Origin of the sequence: Nonomuraea sp. NPDC049750 (assembly GCF_040659625.1) — a bacterium.
GTDB lineage: Bacteria > Actinomycetota > Actinomycetes > Streptosporangiales > Streptosporangiaceae > Nonomuraea.
This window is the reverse complement of the sequence record NZ_JBFANB010000015.1, coordinates 18,608-33,100: the sequence shown is the minus strand read 5'-3', so window position 1 is coordinate 33,100 and position 14,493 is coordinate 18,608. Positions and strand designations below refer to the sequence as shown.

At 68.5% G+C, this 14,493-nt stretch carries 15 protein-coding genes; 10 read left to right on the top strand and 5 right to left on the bottom strand.

Features of this window, described 5'->3' with window-relative positions:
* Window positions 1-44: 44 nt before the first annotated feature.
* The 4 genes from AB0J16_RS32895 to AB0J16_RS32880 all read left to right on the top strand — a co-directional run bounded on the left by AB0J16_RS32895 (window position 45) and on the right by AB0J16_RS32880 (window position 3,829).
* The gene (locus AB0J16_RS32895) at window positions 45-566 is read left to right on the top strand and encodes an RNA polymerase sigma factor (RefSeq protein ID WP_358546511.1); all 522 of its coding nucleotides are present in this window, start codon (window positions 45-47) and stop codon (window positions 564-566) included.
* Complete coding sequence (locus AB0J16_RS32890) at window positions 563-1,588, top strand: hypothetical protein (RefSeq protein ID WP_358546508.1); 1,026 nt, start codon at window positions 563-565, stop codon at window positions 1,586-1,588. Before AB0J16_RS32895 ends, AB0J16_RS32890 begins: the two co-directional genes overlap by 4 nt.
* Before the next feature lie 127 nt (window positions 1,589-1,715).
* Window positions 1,716-2,921: an FAD-dependent oxidoreductase gene (locus AB0J16_RS32885; RefSeq protein ID WP_358546506.1), complete on the top strand. Its 1,206-nt coding sequence runs from the start codon at window positions 1,716-1,718 to the stop codon at window positions 2,919-2,921.
* The gene (locus AB0J16_RS32880; protein WP_358546503.1) at window positions 2,918-3,829 is read left to right on the top strand and encodes an RNA polymerase sigma-70 factor; all 912 of its coding nucleotides are present in this window, start codon (window positions 2,918-2,920) and stop codon (window positions 3,827-3,829) included. The genes AB0J16_RS32885 and AB0J16_RS32880 overlap by 4 nt, the downstream gene beginning before the upstream one ends.
* Before the next feature lie 8 nt (window positions 3,830-3,837).
* Here the strand turns inward: AB0J16_RS32880 and AB0J16_RS32875 are convergent, their stop codons facing one another.
* Both AB0J16_RS32875 and AB0J16_RS32870 read right to left on the bottom strand, forming a co-directional pair.
* Entirely contained in the window at window positions 3,838-5,430 is a 1,593-nt protein-coding gene (locus AB0J16_RS32875; RefSeq protein WP_358546500.1) for a hypothetical protein, read from the bottom strand.
* Complete coding sequence (locus AB0J16_RS32870; protein WP_358546497.1) at window positions 5,427-6,356, bottom strand: ABC transporter ATP-binding protein; 930 nt, start codon at window positions 6,354-6,356, stop codon at window positions 5,427-5,429. The genes AB0J16_RS32875 and AB0J16_RS32870 overlap by 4 nt, the downstream gene beginning before the upstream one ends.
* Before the next feature lie 91 nt (window positions 6,357-6,447).
* On the opposite strand from AB0J16_RS32870, the gene AB0J16_RS32865 reads away from it, so the two are divergent.
* Window positions 6,448-6,996: a MarR family transcriptional regulator gene (locus AB0J16_RS32865; protein WP_358546494.1), complete on the top strand. Its 549-nt coding sequence runs from the start codon at window positions 6,448-6,450 to the stop codon at window positions 6,994-6,996.
* A gap of 74 nt (window positions 6,997-7,070) precedes the next feature.
* On the opposite strand, the gene AB0J16_RS32860 is transcribed toward AB0J16_RS32865, so the two are convergent.
* Window positions 7,071-8,126, bottom strand: a complete 1,056-nt coding sequence (locus tag AB0J16_RS32860; protein WP_358546491.1) for a hypothetical protein — start codon at window positions 8,124-8,126, stop codon at window positions 7,071-7,073.
* Window positions 8,127-8,395: 269 nt separating this feature from the next.
* Here AB0J16_RS32860 and AB0J16_RS32855 point away from each other — a divergent pair, with 269 nt between their 5' ends.
* The 5 genes from AB0J16_RS32855 to AB0J16_RS32835 all read left to right on the top strand — a co-directional run bounded on the left by AB0J16_RS32855 (window position 8,396) and on the right by AB0J16_RS32835 (window position 13,084).
* A complete protein-coding gene (locus AB0J16_RS32855; protein WP_358546488.1) occupies window positions 8,396-9,058 on the top strand; it encodes a DUF4097 family beta strand repeat-containing protein in 663 nt (220 codons plus the stop codon).
* A 162-nt stretch (window positions 9,059-9,220) separates the two neighbouring features.
* The gene (locus AB0J16_RS32850; protein WP_358546485.1) at window positions 9,221-11,059 is read left to right on the top strand and encodes an RICIN domain-containing protein; all 1,839 of its coding nucleotides are present in this window, start codon (window positions 9,221-9,223) and stop codon (window positions 11,057-11,059) included.
* Window positions 11,060-11,151: 92 nt separating this feature from the next.
* Entirely contained in the window at window positions 11,152-11,958 is an 807-nt protein-coding gene (locus AB0J16_RS32845; RefSeq protein ID WP_358546482.1) for an SDR family oxidoreductase, read from the top strand.
* A 58-nt stretch (window positions 11,959-12,016) separates the two neighbouring features.
* Window positions 12,017-12,505 carry a DUF5946 family protein gene (locus AB0J16_RS32840; protein ID WP_358546479.1) on the top strand — a complete coding sequence of 163 codons (489 nt, stop codon included), beginning with the start codon at window positions 12,017-12,019 and terminating at the stop codon, window positions 12,503-12,505.
* Between the two features lie 39 nt (window positions 12,506-12,544).
* Window positions 12,545-13,084 carry an AAA family ATPase gene (locus AB0J16_RS32835; RefSeq protein ID WP_358546476.1) on the top strand — a complete coding sequence of 180 codons (540 nt, stop codon included), beginning with the start codon at window positions 12,545-12,547 and terminating at the stop codon, window positions 13,082-13,084.
* Here the strand turns inward: AB0J16_RS32835 and AB0J16_RS32830 are convergent.
* Window positions 13,081-14,079, bottom strand: coding sequence for an NADPH:quinone oxidoreductase family protein (locus tag AB0J16_RS32830; protein WP_358546473.1), 999 nt, complete (start codon window positions 14,077-14,079; stop codon window positions 13,081-13,083). The two genes, AB0J16_RS32835 and AB0J16_RS32830, sit on opposite strands and share 4 nt — an antisense overlap.
* Before the next feature lie 19 nt (window positions 14,080-14,098).
* Window positions 14,099-14,473 carry a MerR family transcriptional regulator gene (locus AB0J16_RS32825; RefSeq protein WP_358546470.1) on the bottom strand — a complete coding sequence of 125 codons (375 nt, stop codon included), beginning with the start codon at window positions 14,471-14,473 and terminating at the stop codon, window positions 14,099-14,101.
* Between the last annotated feature and the right edge of the window lie 20 nt (window positions 14,474-14,493).

Here is a 14,493-nt window from a genome sequence, read left to right as displayed (position 1 = left end):
CCCTCTGGGGCGGCTGCTCAAAATTTTCTGGAAGAATCGCACGCTTGCGGGCAAGCAAGGGTGTGATCACTGCTCCTGGCGTCTTCGAGGCCATCTTCGAAGCCCATTACGAGGAGATCTGGCGCTACATCGGCCGCAGGCTCGCCCTCGACGTAGCCGAAGACCTGGCGGCGGAGACGTTCCTCATCGCCTTCAGACAGCGCGACCGCTTCGACTCGGCCGTAGGCGAGGTCAGGCCGTGGCTGTACGGCATCGCCACCAACCTCATCGGCCGGCATCGGCGTGCCGAGGTGCGGAGGTACCGTGCCATAGCCCGGACGGGGCCGCCACCTGACGACGAAGGGCACGATCAGCGGATCGTGGACTGGCTCACCGCGAAGGTCACAGTCGACCGGCTGGCGGGGGCGCTGGCGCGACTGTCACAGGGTGAGCGCGACGTGGTGCTGCTCATCGCGTACGCCGGGCTGAGGTACGACGAGGTGGCGGCGGCTCTCGGAATCGCCCCGGGGACGGTCGCGTCCCGGTTGAGCAGGGCCAGGACCAAGCTTCGTGAGGGGTTGGAATGAACGAGTTCCAGGTCATCGACTCGCTGATGCCCGACACGCCGACCCCGTCGGCCGGCCAACTGGCGGCGGCGCGGGCGCGGGTATTCGCAGCCGCACCGACTCCTCCTGTGTCCGGGGCGCGGGTGGGCAGGAGATCGTGGACGAGCATGGCGCTCGTGGCGGCGGCCGTCGCGCTCGTGGTCGGAGCTGTGACGGTTCTCGTACCTCGACCTGCGGTGGAGCCCGTCGCGGTCACGCCTATGCGGAAGCTGGAAGCCGCGGCCGCCAGGCTGGCGGCGACGCCGGAGGCGAAGGGTCGTTTCTGGCGACGTGACACCGAGGATGTCATGCGGACGAAGGACGAGTACGACACGAAGGTCGGAGTACGGGCCATGAAGGTGGAGATGCGGGCCATGGAGGTGCTCGCCTTCGGGCCCAGCCGCGAGGTCTACGGCTGGCGCGAGCCGATGTCGTCGAAGCCGTACACGGCCGAGGGCCTGAAGGCGTGGCGACGGGACGGCTCGCCCAAGTTGTGCCCCGCGCGCGGGTGCGACAAGAACATGCCCGCATACGGCTCGGCGGACCTGAAGCAGAGCCTGGAGCTCGCCGATGGGTTGAAGCCGTCGCTGACGGAGCTGCGGGACCTCCCCAAGGAGCCGGCGGCGCTCAGGGCGCGGCTGTTGGAGAGTTACGATCCTCAGGTGGTCGCTGAGCGCGAGCCATGGCTCGCGGAAGCCGTCAGGCGGCTCATCAACTCACCGGCGACGCCCGGCACCAGGGCTGCCGCCTACCTTCTCCTGGCGAAGGCGCCGGGCGTCAAGGTGGTCGACGACGTTCCCGGCACGTTCGGGCTCGACGGGCTGGCTCTCCAGTACCAGGGAGGTCAGCTGGTGATCGACCCCAGGACTGGACAGTTGCTCGGGATACAGGGGCTGAGTCCCGAGGGCGTTGCGTGGTCAGCCGAGATCATCAGGAAGGCGGGCTGGAGCGATGTGCGGCCGGTGGCGCCTCCCAAGTGCCGCGGCTGTACGGCCCGGCTCTAGAACGCGGCGCACCGGATGGGTTGCCTTTCGAAGTGAGCGTCTGTGGCGCGTGTCACACCGATCGCATGTCACGGATCGGCGGGCTGCTTGCATCCCGTGGTTGTCCGTACAAGCGAAAGGTACAAAAATGACCAAGCGCCACGAAACCGGCATGGCAGCTCCGCGCCGCGTTCTGATTCTGGGGGCGGGGTACGCGGGCATGGCCGCGGCGATCCAGCTGGCCGCTCGGACCAAGGGCCGCGAAGACGTACAGGTGACCCTGGTGAATCCGCAGGAGCGGTTCACCGAGCGGTTGCGGCTGCACATCGCGGCGACCGGGCAGCAGGTCGCCGAGATGAACATCCCGGAGCTGCTGGAGGGCACGGGCGCGCGGTTCGTGCGCGGCTGGGTGACGGCGATCGAGGCAGATGCCAAGGTCGTGCGGATCGACGACGACCGGGTGCTGCGCTACGACACGCTGGTGTACGGGCTGGGGAGTGTGGCCGACACGGTGACGGTGCCGGGTGTGGAGGAGTACGCGTACACCCTCAACAGCGCCCACGACGCTGAGGTGCTGGCCGAGCGGCTGGCTCGGCTCGGTCGCGGTACGGTCGTGGTCGGCGGCAGTGGCTTGACCGGTGTCGAGTCGGCCGCGGAGATCGCTGAGCGGCACCCCGAGCTGAACGTCGTGCTGCTGGGCCGGCAGGAGCCCGGCGCGGCCATGAGCCCCAAGCCGCAGGCCTATCTGCGGTCCGCGCTCACGCGCCTGGGTGTCCAGGTGCGCAGCGGGATCGAGGTGACGAAGGTACTGCCCGACTCCGTTGAACTGGCGGGCGGGGAGAGTGTCGCCGCCGATGTCGTCCTGTGGACGAGTGGTACGCGGGTGTCGCCGCTGGCGGCCGCCGCCGGTCTGACCGTCGACGAGCGCGGGCGTATCGTCACCGACGCGACGCTACGGTCGGTGTCGCACCCGGATGTGTACGCCGTGGGCGACGCGGCCGCGATCCGCCAGGGCTACGGCGTCATGCATGGCACCTGCCAGGGCGGCATGCCGACCGGTGTGTACGCCGCGGTGTCGATCGTCCGTGCGTTGGACGGCAAGCGGATCAAGCCGTTCCGCTTCGGCTACTACCACACTCCGGTGAGCCTGGGACGGCACGATGCGGTCGTCCAGTTCACCCACCCCGACGACAGCCCCCGACGGGTGCATCTGACCGGCCGCATGGCGGCACGGTATAAGGAGGCGGTGACCGCTTCGCCCTGGCCGACGTACGGCCGTATGAAGAAGATGCCGGCCTCAGGCGCGTTCTGGCCCCGTGGCGGCCGTTTCACCCGCGTCCGAGGCGTGCGATGACCCGCCCGTACCGGGACCGCGACCAGCAGGTGTTCAACGAGCACCGCAATCTGCTGTTCTCGGTGGCCTATCGCGTTCTCGGCACCGTGGCCGACGCCGAGGACGCGGTACAGGACGCGTGGATCAAGTGGTCGGCCGACGACCGTTCGCAGGTGGCCGACCCCAAGGCCTATCTGGCGCGGATCGTGTCGAATCTGGCTCTGCAACGGCTGCGCTCGACCCGGTACCAGCGCGAGACCTATGTGGGGCCGTGGCTGCCCGAGCCGATCCTCACCAGCGGCGACACCGCCGACGACATCACGAACGCCGATTCGGTGTCGACGGCGATGCTGGTGGTGCTGGAAACCCTGAGTCCGCTGGAGCGCGCGGTGTTCGTACTGAAGGAGGTCTTCGACTTCAGTCATGCCGAGATCGCGCAGGCGGTGGAGCGTTCCGAGACGGCGGTACGCCAGGCCGCGCACCGCGCTCGCGAGCACGTACGGGCCCGGCGGCCGCGCTTCACCGCCGACCGGTCGCGGCAGCGCGACGTCACGGAGCGGTTTCTCGCCGCCGCGACCGGAGGCGACATCAACACCCTCATGGAACTGCTGTCTCCGGACGTCACGTTGTGGACCGACGGGGGAGGCAAGGTCCGGCAGGCCCTGCTTCCGGTCGTGGGCGCCCAGACGGTCGCCGCCTGGTTCGGCGCCATCGGGAAGGTCACGTACCAGGGCGTCGAGCCCGGCGACATGAACGCCGAACTGGTCGAGATCAACGGCGGGCCGGGCATGGTGTTCAGCGGTCTGGGACGCGTGATCGCCACTGTCACCTTTGATTTCGACGCCGACGGGCGCATCACCGCCATCCATAACATCGCCAACCCGGACAAACTTCGGGCCATTGCCGAGGGGGCCATTCGCACGCTCTGAGATCCGCGCTATCCGAGGTCACGCCGTTGGAAAGCGGCCAGCCCCACGGCGGTGAGCGAGGCGGCGACGACGGTCAGCAGGATCAGTGGCATCACGGTGAATTCGGCGACCGGAAGCCCGGGGGTCTGTGCGAACGGTGACACCGTCAAGATCGACGGGTCGGCGTGCAGCAGTTCCACCGCGAACTCGAGCACGAAACACAGCCCGAGCGCGACATAGGCGATGACCGCGGCGAGCCGCGGCAGCAGGCCGTACACCAGCACCGGAATGGCGGCCAGCACCAGGACCGAAGGAAGCCGTGTCAGGCTCGCCCCCAACAGCCGGGCGATCTCGCCACCCGGCTCGCCCGTGGAAAGCCCGTAGACCAGACCCATCCCGAGACCGAGCCCGGCCAGGACGATCGCCGACCCGGCCGCGACGACGGCCAGGTGACCGCCTGCCCAGCGCAGCCTGCCGATCGGGCCGGTCAGGATGACGTCGGCGTGGCCGGAGGTCTCCTCCGCCCGCAAGCGCAGGATCGCCTGAATCGCGTAGACCGTGATGACCTGGCTCATCAGGTAGATGACGAAGGCGAAGAAGCCGTCGGCGGGACGGCCGCCGCCACCCATCCGCTCGATCAGGCCCCTGAGAGCCTCGCTCGCGTTCAGTTGCTCGGCGGCGCTCCGCGCCGCGCCTCCCAGACCGGCGCCGAACGCGGTGGACGCGACGGCCCAGGAGAGCAGCGTGCCCCGCTGCAGCCGCCAGGCCAGGGCGAGCGAGGTACGCAGGCCCGGCGCCGCCTCGGCGGGACCGAGCCGGGCGGGGAGGATGCCGGCCCCCAGGTCCCGGCGTGCGGACATCCGGTACGCGCCGGCCACCAGCAGCAGGGTCAGGCCGATGACCGGCAGCAGCGGCCAGTAGTGGTCACCGGCGAAGGGACGCATGCGCTGGGTCCAGCCGAACGGCGACAGCCAGGACACCCAGGAACTCTGCTCGAGGTCCGCGACCGCGCGCACCGCGTACAGGATGGCCATCGCGGTGGCGGCGAGGCCGGCGGCGGTACGAGCGCTTTCGGTCAGCTGGGCCGCCAGGCCCGCGAGCGCGGCGAAGACCCAGCCGGCCGCGGCGACCGACAGCCCCATCACCAGGGAGCCCTGTGCGGGCAGTCCCTGGCCCATGAGACCCAGTGCCACAACAAGGGCGGTGACCAGGCCCGCCGCGAACGCCACGGTCAGCGCGGCCGTCAGTGCCGCGTGCCTGCCGACCACGGTCGAGCCCAGCAGTTCGCTACGGCCCGCTTCCTCCTCTCCGCGGGTGCTGCGGATCACCAGGAACAGGCTCGCCAGTGCGATCAGCAGGGCGGCCTGCCCGCGTACGCGCCACGCGGCGAGCCCCGCGGCGGACGAGTCATAGATCGGGCCGATCATCATGAGCTGTGTCGGGTCGCCGTTGGTCGTGTGGAGGAACGCCTGGCGCGCCTCCTCCGTGGGAAACGCGGCGGCCACCGAACCGGCCACGCCGATCACGAGCAGCGCCACGAGCCCGTACCAGACCGGTAACCGCACCCGGTCGCGCCGCAGGATGAGCCGGATCAGTCCGCCGGTGCCGGTGAGAGTGTTCATCGCTGTGCCACCGCGTGCTTTCCGTTCGAGCCCGCGCCGGACAGATCGTCTTCGTAGTGGCGCAGGAACATCTCCTCCAGCGTCGGTGGCTGGCTGACCAGGCTCCGCACGCCTACTTTCACGAGCTCACGCAGTAGCGCGTCCAGCGCGTCGCCATCGACCTGGCAGCGCAGCCGGTTGCCCTGCGTCCACAGGCTGTGTACGCCCGCCGATCCGGCGAGCCGGGGGACGGGTCCGGTGAGCTCGGCCGTGATCGAGGTGCGGGTGAGGTGGCGCAGTTCGGTGAGCGTGCCCGTTTCCACCGTGCGGCCGTGCCGGATGATGCTCACCCTGTCGCACAGGGCCTCGACCTCGGCGAGGATGTGGCTGGACAGCAGCACCGTACGGCCCTTGCGCCGCTCTTCCTGGATGCTCTCCTGGAAGACCGCCTCCATCAGCGGGTCGAGGCCGGAGGTGGGCTCGTCCAGGATGAGCAGGTCGGCATCCGAGGACAGGGCCGCGACCAGGGCCACCTTCTGCCGGTTGCCCTTGGAGTAGGCCCGCCCCTTCTTGCGTGGATCCAGCTCGAAGCGGTCGAGCAGTTCGGCCCGGCGCCGGGGGTCGATCCGGCCGCGCATCCGGCCGAGCAGGTCGATCGCCTCGCCGCCGGACAGGGTCGGCCACAGGGTCACGTCACCGGGTACGTACGCCAGCCTGCGGTGCAAGGCGGTCGCGTCTCGCCACGGATCGCCGTCCAGCAGCCGAGCGGTCCCGGAGTCCTGACGCAGCAGGCCGAGCAGGATCCGGATGGTCGTGGACTTCCCGGCCCCGTTCGGCCCGAGGAATCCGTGCACCTCACCGGCCCGGACCGTCAGGTCCAGACCGTCGAGCGCCCGAGTCCGGCCGAAGGTCTTGACCAGACCGGACGCGGAGATCATGTTTGCCATACTTCGGATATTACATGAATTTCACGAAATTCGTGAAACTCCAGTTAGTCTGTAGCCTGTGGCCATCAGAGCCGACGCGCAAAGGGTGTGCATGACCGAGAGAGCCGACGACGAGACCGGCATGACCGAGAGAACCGGAGACGTGCGCACGGCCGACGCGCTGCGGTTCCTCGAACGGTTCGCCGTGATCATGTCCAACGCGGGTTACCCGCGCATGGCGGCACGCGTGCTCGCGGCGCTGCTCATCGCCGACGACGGCCGGCGCACCGCCGGCGAACTCGCCGACGTGCTGCAGGTCGGCCCGTCGGCGGTCTCGGGCGCGGTGAAATATCTGATGCGGGTCGGGATGGTGACCCGCGAGCGGGACCCCGGTGAGCGCCGTGATCATTACCGCGTCGACCAGGCGGCCTGGTACAGGGCGGCGGCGTCGAGTGACGAGGTGTTCCGTCGCTTCGAGGAGGGCGCCCGCGACGGAGCCGAGGTGCTCGGTACGGACACGCCCGCGGGCGCCCGGATGGACGAGACTCGGCGGTTTTTCGCGTTTCTCCGGAGCGAGGTCCCCCAGTTGCTGCACAAGTGGAACGAGTTGAACGCTCAGCCCACAGAGCGATCAGGCGACTCGGCGCGGTCCGGCTCCTGATAGATCGCGTCTCCTGATAAGAGGGCAGCCCGCGCCGGTGGCGAAACGCGGGACCACATCCGCATGCCGACTGATCATTTCAACGCGCTGAAGTGCGGGTAGATCTCGGACTTCTTGCCGAGCTTGAGCAGCGTCTCGGTCACCCGGCCCTTCAGGTCGACGATCCCGACGCCGGCCATGGTGGAGATGAGCAGGTGCTTCTCGTCGTACCAGCCGAGGGTGGTGGCCCGCCCGCTGGAGACGATGGGAAGTCTCGTTACGGCCTTGCCGGTCGCGGCGTCCCACACGCAGGCGGCCTTCTCCAGCGGCAGGCAGGCAGTGACGAACCGCTTGCCGGAGGGGGAGAAGGCACCGCGTCCGTCGCCGCCCGGCCGGCCTCGTACCTGGTATTCCTTGGTGGCCTTGCCCTGGAGGTCGTACAGGCGGACGGTCGTGCTGCCGAGCCTGCCGTGCCTGACCAGGAAGCGGGTGCCGTCGTTGTTCCACTCGAAACCGCCGACGGTGACCAGCGCCTTGTGGATCTTGATGAAGCGGGGCGTGAGGTCGGGCACGTCGAGGATCAGGACTCCTGCCGAGCGGTCGCCCTGGCGGGCCAGGCTGACGGTGAACAGCAGCTTCTTGCCGTCCGGTGACCACCTGGGCCAGCGCATCTGGGGATACTGGGTGCCGCCGTTATCGCTCTCGGCGGGGGTGTAGTCGGTGAGCTGGATCGCGACGTCCCGGCTCTTGCCGGTGGTCCGGTCGAGGATTCGCAGGCGGCTCTTGCCCAGCTCTTCCCGCGACTCCAGTCGCCCGACCGTCCAGCGACCGTCGGGGGAGACCGCGGAATCCGCGTAGTCGCTCTTGATGAACCGCCGCCGGTCCGGCTGCCATGCCCACAGCGCGAACGGGCCGCCGTGGTTTTGCATGTCGACGGTGGTGTAGGACGCGAGCTGGATAGGGCGGCCGTTCAGGTCGGCGACGACCGCGGCCTGACCCTTGCCGAACTGGCCATCTCCCGTCCGTTCCGTTACACCAGGTAACGGGCCCCGGGTCGGCTGAGGCGGGGGCGCGACGGCTGAGGCGGCGGTGGCTGTGGTGGTGGTGAGCACCAGTGCGCTCACCAGGCTGGATACGAAACGGCCGAGCATGTGATCTCTCCTGGCTGTCGGAAGGACGCCTTACCAAGATCAGAATAGGGTCCGCCCTGTCCCCGCTGTGGCGGCTTATCGCGAACTCCGCCGCCAAACCCCGCATGGATGTCCTCGGGCCGAGCTGTCGAGCGTGCGGGTGGTGTGTCAGTGCTCGCGTCAGGACGGCGACGGCCCGGTATCAGCACGGTCGGCGATGCTCAATCCCATGAACGGTCCAGCGCTTGCGAACTGGGCCACACCGAACTCAGATTCAACAGGAGCACACAATGCAGAAGTTCGACACCCTCGCCCCGATCACCACCGTCCTGAACATCCCCGCCGGACGAGTCCGCTTCATCGCCGCCGACCGGGCCGACACCACGGTCAAGGTCCTGCCCGCCAACGCCTCCAAGGGCCGCGACGTCAAGGCCGCCGAGGTGACCACGGTCGAGTACGCCGACGGCGTCCTGCGGATCGAGACTCCGGTGAAGAACCAGTACCTCGGCCCGACCGGAGCCATTGAGGTGACGGTCGAGCTGCCCGCCGGTTCCCGCGTCGAGGCGAAGACGGGCAGCGCCGAACTGCGGACCGTCGGCCGTCTCGGCGACGTCGCCTTCGAAGGCGCGTACCACCAGATCAAGCTGGAGGAGACCGCGAGCCTGCGTCTCACCGCGACCGACGGCGACGTCGAGGTCGGCCGGCTGGGCGGCGCCGCGGAGATCAGCACCGCACGGGGTGACATCCGGATCGCCGAGGCCACCGGCGGCAAGGTCGTGCTCAGCACCCAGTCCGGCGACATCTCGATCAGCGCCGCCGCCGGCGTCTCGGCCTCCCTGGACGCCGGCACCACCCACGGCCGCATCGCCAACACCCTCAAGAACGACGGCACCGCCGAGCTCGACATCCACGCCACCACCTCCAGCGGCGACATCACCGCCCGCAGCCTCTGACTGAGAGTTCTGGACGTTTCCCCGGCCCCGAGGTCGCACCCCACGCCCCTCGCGTGGCCTGGGAGAAGCGCGAACGCCTGGATTGGCCATTCCGGTCAGGCCCAGTACGTTGATCTTCCTCATCGCCAAGGTGAGCGATGTTCACGATCTGGGGGTCGCCGAATGCTACTCAAACGCCTTGTCCTCTATGTCGCGGCGGGGGTGCTCGTCGCCCACGGGCTCGATGCCCCTCCCGCGGCGGCGGAATCGCCCGATCCATGTTCCGGGACGGCGGTGTCGTCGGAGCCGCTGAGCTGCAGCGCCCCATCTGACCTCTTCCCCGGCGCGCGGCTCGGATTACGGACGGGCCCGCAGGCGAACGGGGCCCGGCTCACGGCGGACCAGGCCGACGCGGCGGCGGGGGCGGCGACGGCCAAGGTCCTCTGCGACGGCGACGGGGAGAGCGGCAAGCGCGTCGAGGTCCTGTACGTCCGCGAGTCCAGCATGCCCGACCGTTACACCCAGCTCATGCCTATGTTCCAGGCGTGGCTCGCCAACGCTGACGACGCGTACAACGACGCCGCCGCGGAGGGCGGCCAGAGCCGGCACATCCGCTACGTGACGGAGGCGGTCTCCGGGGGTTGCCAGGTCGCGGTACGCCAGGTCACGGTGCCCGCCGACTCGCTGGCCACCTTCGACAGCGGCATCACCGCAGTGAAGGCGCTGGGATACGACAAGGCGGACCGCAAATACCTCATGCTCACCGAGGCGACCGTCGAATGCGGGCGGGGCGGGCGGTACAACGACGATCGTCCCGACGCCGCCAACTACAACAATCGCACCACCTACGCGCGGGTCGACGCGATACCCAACTGCTTCGGCGCCAACGCCATCGCCCACGAACTGGGCCACACGTTCGGCGCGGTGCAGCCGAGCGCGCCGCACTCCTACAGTGGGCACTGTACGGACCAGTTCGACCTCATGTGCTACGGCGGTACGCCGTCTTGGGACTGCGTGGAGTGGAACGACTACCGGGTTCCCGACTGCAACCGCGACGACTACTTCAACGTCAGCCCGGAGGCGGACAGCTATCTAGCCACCCATTGGAACAGCGCGGACAGCGACTTCCTCATCAAGGGCACCGCCGCTGACGTCGTAGGCCATCCCACGGTCGGCTTCACGTACGCGATCACCAGTGTGTCCACCGGAGGGGCCATCGAGCCGATCGACGGCTCCACGACCGGACTGGTCAGGCTCAGTCAGCGCGCCCGGACCAACGGGGCGAGCCAGAAGTGGATCATGGGCTACAAGACCGGCCTGCAGTTCATCAACGCGAACAGTCGGATGTGCGTGGACAGCGCCTACAGCGGCACCACCTCGGGAACCCAGGTCCTGCAGTACGCCTGCAACGGCCAGGACGGCATGCGGTGGGCGTACCTGCCACAGGCGGACGGCAGCTACGCGATCATCAACTGGCTGTCCGGTCTGGCCCTGACGGTCACGGGCGCGTACCCCGCCCCGCTGGAGCAGCGGCCCTACACCGGAGCGACCAACCAGCGGTGGAAGTTCAACCGGATCACGGACCTCGGCCCGCAGGACGGCGCGAAGTACTACCTGACAGGCATCAACAACCGGGAGAACGCCGAGGTGCTCAACGGCGCGCTGACCTCCGGAGCGGTGGTCACGCACAAGGCGCACTCCGGCGCCACGCGCCAGCAGTGGACGTTGCGCAAGGCCGCCTCGGACACCTTCCCCGCCCGCCTCGTCAACGTCAACAGCGGTCTGTGCCTGGACCTGAAGACGCCCATCGACGCGGCCGGAACGCAGATCGTCCAGTCGACCTGCACGGCGAGCAACTCGCAGATGTGGACTGTACGGCGTGCGGCTGACGGCACGTACGTCCTCGTCAACGTCCACAGCCAACGCGTGCTCAACATGACGACCGGTACGTCGTCCGCCCTGGACCAGCAGGTCCTGGCCGGCAACAACGCCAACCACTTCTGGGCACTCAAGCCGATCTAGCCCGGTCTCTGGAAGCCCAGGTCAGCAGTGCGACCTGGGCTCCCTTCTCGTGAGCGAGGGCATCAAAGGAGCTGATTTGCGAAGATTCCCAGATGGGAATCGACATGAGCGCACCGGGGCCTCTGGCAGGCAGGGTCGCGGTGGTGACCGGAGTGAGTCGCCGGGCGGGGATCGGCTTCGCCCTGACGCGCGAACTGCTGAGCGCCGGGGCGAAGGTGGTGGCGCAGTCGTGGACCCCACACGATGCCGATCAGCCGTGGGGCAGCGATCCGGCCGGGATGGCCGGCGTGCTGGCGGCGCTGGGTGGCGTGGGTGACCATCTGGCGCATGTGGAGGCCGACTTCACCGACCCGGCGGCGCCCGCGGCGGTGATCGAGCGGGCGGTCGACCGGTTCGGGCACGTGGATGTGCTGGTCGCCAACCATGCGCGTAGTTCCAAGCAGACGCTGGAGGAGGTGACCGCGCCCGAGCTCGACCTGGCGTGGGCGGTGAACGCTCGGGCCAGCGTGTTGCTGACCCAGGCATTCGCCGCTCAGCACGATGATCAGCGCTCCGGGGGTCGGGTGATCTTGTTCACTTCCGGTCAGCATCTGGCCCCTATGCCGACGGAATTGCCCTATGCGATCAGCAAGGGTGCGATCCATCAGATGACGGCCAGCCTCTCCGACGCGCTCGCTGATCGGGGCATCACCGTCAACACCGTCAACCCTGGGCCGGTGGACACCGGCTGGGCCGGTCCCGAGCTCGCCCGGCAGATCGGTCATGCCCTGCCTTCGGGCCGGTGGGGGAGACCAGATGAGGTCGCCAAGGTGGTCCGTTGGCTCGCCTCGGACGATGCCGCCTGGATCACCGGGCAGGTGATCAATTCTGAGGGCGGGTTTCGGCGTTGGGTGGAGTGAGGGTTGTCGGGCGAAATGTCGTCGACAAGGCTGTTGCCGACCGCTTATGGTGCGGACCGTGACAGACAGCTCCAGCATGCGCCAGTGCGACTGCGGTGCGAGTGCCGGCCCCCTGGGCTTGTGTGTGGACTACTACCACGCGATTCTGGCTGAAGAGCAGGCCGATCCGCAGATGTACAGGTGGCACGCGCCCGTGGTGTGCGCGTACCTCCTGCAGCATCCTTTCAGAGCCGATGAGAAGTACCTGGACGGCCAGTTCCGCCAGCTGCAGTTGTACGTGGACAAGGGCCTTGACGCGCTGCTTCGCGTGGCGGCTCATCAGATAGCGCGGAACAAGCACGGGGTGCGCTCGGGCTACGACATGGCGCCACTGGAGGAGTACGCGCCGCTCCCGCAGGGCGGATCTCCCGGGCATTTCCGCGCTTCGTTCTGCGGCTTGCCGGTCAAGGGTGTCAGCTTCGTGTCCGATGGGCATCTGGCGTACGGACGCGGCATCGAAGCCATCGCCGAAGCGACTGTGGAGTCCTGGAGATCCGTCCAGACCTGATTGAGACACGCGCTGGGTACGACCGGCAGGAAGTCATTCATGAAGCGCTACATCCTGACCGGCACGCCTGGAGCCGGGAAGACCGCCATCCTGCGCCGGCTGGAGTGCGACGGATACACCGTCGTCGAGGAGGCGGCGACAGATGTCATCGCCCTGCGGCAGGCCCAGGGTGAAGCCGAGCCGTGGACGAAGCCGTCCTTCGTGGAGGCGATCGTCACCTTGCAGCGCCGGCGGCAGGAACAGGCCGCGGCCCTTCCCGGCGAGGTACAGATCTACGATCGATCGCCGGTCTGCACGTACGCGCTGGCTGTCTATCTCGGCCACTCCGTCTCTCCGGCGCTGACCCGCGAGCTGGAACGCATCGAAGCCGAGCAGATCTACGAGAAGAAGGTGTTCTTCGTACAGAACCTCGGCTTCGTCACGCCGACCGACGCGCGGCTGATCACCTTCGAGGAGTCGCTGCGGTTCGAGCAGGTCCACCAAGACGCTTACGCCTCGCTCGGGTACGAGTGTGTGTTGATCGCGCCGGGCGTGCTGATGGACCGGGTGGCGGCGGTCAAGAAGCAGTTCGGTTCCTAGCGCCAAGGATCGAGGGCGTGCTTGCCACGGGTCCGGCCCGCTTCGAGTTCCTGAAGCACGGCCGGCCCGTCGCCCAGGGGGTGGACCTGGGGAGTGCCGGGCGGGTACACCCCGGTGGCGATGAGCGCCCCGATCTCGGTGAACAGCGATCGGTAGATCGATGGGGCGGCGCTCGCCAGCGCGCCGATGTGCAAGCCCTTCACCTGCGCGTGGTGGGTGAAGACCAGGTCGTGCGTGGTCAGACTGGCGTCGCCGGAAGCGGCGCCGAACACGACGACGCGCCCGATGAAGGGTTTGGCGACCGACAGGCTGGCCTTGAACGTGGCCTGTCCCACCGATTCAAGGACCAGGTCGACTCCGCCGGTCAGACGGGTGATCTCCTCGGCCAGGTCGGGGCGCGCGCTGTCCAGAACCTCGTCGGCGCCGAGCGCTCGAACCGTGTCGTGCTTGGCCGGTGAGGCCGTGGCGATCACCCGCGCACCGTAGTGGCGGGCGAGACGGACCGCGGCCTGCCCCACTCCTCCTGCCGCCGCATGGATGAGCACCGTGTCACCTGGCTTGATCTCACCCAGCGGCTTGAGCGCCGCCAAAGCGGTCGCCCAGTTCAGCACCATGCCGAGGGCTTCGGCGTCCGTCCAGCCGGCCGGGACGGGAAGCACCCCTGCGGCCGGCAGCGCCATGTACTGCGCGAAGGCGCCAGGGCCGGCTCCGATGACGTGGGTACCGACCTGAAGTGGGGTCTCGACGCCCGGTCCGACGCCCACGATCTCACCGGCGGCCTCGAATCCCGCGACGTAGGGCGCCTGAGGCCCTCCTCCGTAGGTTCCACGGGTCTGCATGACGTCGGCGAAGTTGACTCCGGCGGCGCCGACCCGGATCAGGTACTCGCCCGGGCCAGGGGTGGGGCGACGGCGGTCGCTGGTGAGGATCAGATCCTTCGGTCCGCGGTGCGACCGCTGAAGCAGTGCCCGCATCGTCTGGTGGTTGGTCTCCATGCGCCGAAACGTATGAGCCTCACACTGGCGTGAGGGTCAAGCCATGGTCACCGGCGGGCCTCGCGCAGGAAGACGTCGAGCGCCGACTGCTGGGCGGTGAGCGCGGCGATGCGAGCGGCGAGCGATCGCGATAGCTCTCCACCTCATGCAGGAAAAGCGGATCCGGGTCAGCTTCCGGTCCGTCGGTGAGGTGAGGCAGGGCTGCCTTGACCAGCCGTACGGGCAGTCCGTACTCCAGCAGCGAGCGAATAGCGTGGACTCGGTCGATGGTCGACTGGCAGTAGTCGCGGTACCCGTTGCTGCACCGACCAGGGACGATCAAGCCTTCATCCTCGTAGTACCGCAACGACCGCACACTCACGCCGCTGGCGCTGGCGGCTTCGCCGATCTGCATGTCTCAGACAACGTGCCGGC

Coding starts and splice junctions, on each gene's coding strand:
- AB0J16_RS32890 (WP_358546508.1), top strand. CDS start 563: ATGAACGAGTTCCAGGTCATCGACTCGCTGATGCCCGACACGCCGACC.
- AB0J16_RS32885 (WP_358546506.1), top strand. CDS start 1,716: ATGACCAAGCGCCACGAAACCGGCATGGCAGCTCCGCGCCGCGTTCTG.
- AB0J16_RS32880 (WP_358546503.1), top strand. CDS start 2,918: ATGACCCGCCCGTACCGGGACCGCGACCAGCAGGTGTTCAACGAGCAC.
- AB0J16_RS32875 (WP_358546500.1), bottom strand. CDS start 5,430: ATGAACACTCTCACCGGCACCGGCGGACTGATCCGGCTCATCCTGCGG.
- AB0J16_RS32870 (WP_358546497.1), bottom strand. CDS start 6,356: ATGGCAAACATGATCTCCGCGTCCGGTCTGGTCAAGACCTTCGGCCGG.
- AB0J16_RS32865 (WP_358546494.1), top strand. CDS start 6,448: ATGACCGAGAGAGCCGACGACGAGACCGGCATGACCGAGAGAACCGGA.
- AB0J16_RS32860 (WP_358546491.1), bottom strand. CDS start 8,126: ATGCTCGGCCGTTTCGTATCCAGCCTGGTGAGCGCACTGGTGCTCACC.
- AB0J16_RS32855 (WP_358546488.1), top strand. CDS start 8,396: ATGCAGAAGTTCGACACCCTCGCCCCGATCACCACCGTCCTGAACATC.
- AB0J16_RS32850 (WP_358546485.1), top strand. CDS start 9,221: ATGCTACTCAAACGCCTTGTCCTCTATGTCGCGGCGGGGGTGCTCGTC.
- AB0J16_RS32845 (WP_358546482.1), top strand. CDS start 11,152: ATGGGAATCGACATGAGCGCACCGGGGCCTCTGGCAGGCAGGGTCGCG.
- AB0J16_RS32835 (WP_358546476.1), top strand. CDS start 12,545: ATGAAGCGCTACATCCTGACCGGCACGCCTGGAGCCGGGAAGACCGCC.
- AB0J16_RS32830 (WP_358546473.1), bottom strand. CDS start 14,079: ATGGAGACCAACCACCAGACGATGCGGGCACTGCTTCAGCGGTCGCAC.
- AB0J16_RS32825 (WP_358546470.1), bottom strand. CDS start 14,473: ATGCAGATCGGCGAAGCCGCCAGCGCCAGCGGCGTGAGTGTGCGGTCG.